The sequence below is a fragment of the Pedobacter sp. 05L430 genome, from assembly GCF_056397585.1.
Genome location: NZ_JBFTNT010000494.1, coordinates 1 through 1,639 on the forward strand (window position 1 = coordinate 1; position 1,639 = coordinate 1,639).

Genomic DNA, 1,639 nt, shown 5'->3' on the forward strand with positions numbered 1-1,639 from the left:
CGGTACCACCCAGCACATCACCTACAGATATAAAGGCTTTGTCAGACCAGTCATTCCATACAGAATTGTACAAAAGTCCTGTGGCACCATTTACTTCGGCTGCTGTGGTATAATAACTTTCGGTGGTTGGTCCCGTTTCTGAGGGATTATCCAGGAAACTCTTTTTACAGGAAACTCCAATTAAAGCTACTGCAAAAAATATGATGATGAGATTTGTTTTCATTACTTTAATTTTTAGAGGTTAGAATTCAATGTTGGTGCCCAGAGTAAATGTTCTAGGAACCGGATAATGACCATTGTCGATATTCATGAACCTGATGTTGTTATTAAGCGCTCCCAGTTCGGGATCGTAACCCGAATAATTGGTAAATGTGTACAGGTTTTGAACAGAAACGTAGAACCTGGCATTGCTCACCTTTATTTTGCTTATTAAAGATTTTGGCAGGTTATAGCCTAGCGCTACGTTCTGTATCCTTAGGTAAGATCCATCCTCAATGTACCGATCAGAAATTCTGTTGTTATTGTTGTGCCATTGATTATACCTTGGCAAATCTCCATTAGGATTGTTTGCAGAGTATCTGTTMAATACAGTAGTAAGCTGATTGTTGTAAGGAGAGCTTAAGGCTTCGGTTTGGCGACGACTATAGTTGAAAATGTCACCTCCCTGGCTACCATAAATGAATATCGAAAGGTCAATTCCTTTATAGCTAAAGGTATTTGTAAAGCCGTAGGTGAAGTCTGGATTAGGATCGCCTATAACGGTAACATCCTTATCATCAACCACCTTATCGCCGTTTAGATCTTTAAACCTTACATCGCCCAGCCATAAGCTACCCGGAGCAATTGAGAGTCCGTAATCTATCCCATTGTTTAGCTCTGCCTGCGATCTGAATAATCCATCGGTAACATAGCCATAGAATGCACCAAGCGGACGGCCCTGTTGAGATAAGGTAACCAATGATTTGGTACCATATTCATCAAAAGTACCAGGTAAAGTTGCATTAGGCTCGTTCATCCTGTTAAGGATATTTTTATACTTACTGAATATGATATTGGTTTTCCATGTAAAGTTATTATTCTGAATGTTATAAGATGTTAGTCCGATATCGAAACCAGTGTTGGTCATGCGGCCATCGTTTGTTGTTGGCGTTTTGATATCGTTCCATGCCGTTCCTAAACCAGAATAAGCACCAAGCTGAGTAGCCAGTAACATATCTGAGGTTACTTTTTTATAGGCATCAAAGCTGAACTCTAATCTTTTATTCCAGGTGGTAAGGTCTAAACCTGCATTGTAGGTATTGGTAGACTGCCAGGTAATTAACAGGTTATCTACGTTATCAGGCAATCCACCTGGACCAAATGGTGCAATAGGAAATAGTCTGATATTTGCAGAGTATAGGTTACCTGAGCCGGCATCCTGCCCACCCACTTCTCCATATCCGAATCTTAGCTTCAGATAATTAACATATTTGTTGTCTTTTAAGAAAGATTCGTTACTTGCTGTCCACGATGCCGAAACAGCCGGGAATGTACCCCATTTGTGGCCCGGGCCAAAGTTAGAAGATCCGTCTCTTCTTATTGTTCCACTGATAGCATACCTGTTGTCGTAATTATAGTTTAAACGTGCAAATACCGACTC

Annotated in this window: 1 protein-coding gene and 1 pseudogene; both read right to left on the bottom strand. The window is 40.5% G+C overall.

Translation table 11 applies throughout. The annotated features are described in order from the left end of the window. A pseudogene (locus AC1DG9_RS26755) lies at positions 1–223 on the bottom strand (RagB/SusD family nutrient uptake outer membrane protein); the annotation flags it as partial. 18 nt (positions 224–241) lie between these two features. Further along, on the bottom strand, positions 242–1,639 hold a 1,398-nt coding region (locus tag AC1DG9_RS26760), incomplete at its 5' end, for a SusC/RagA family TonB-linked outer membrane protein (protein ID WP_477635656.1).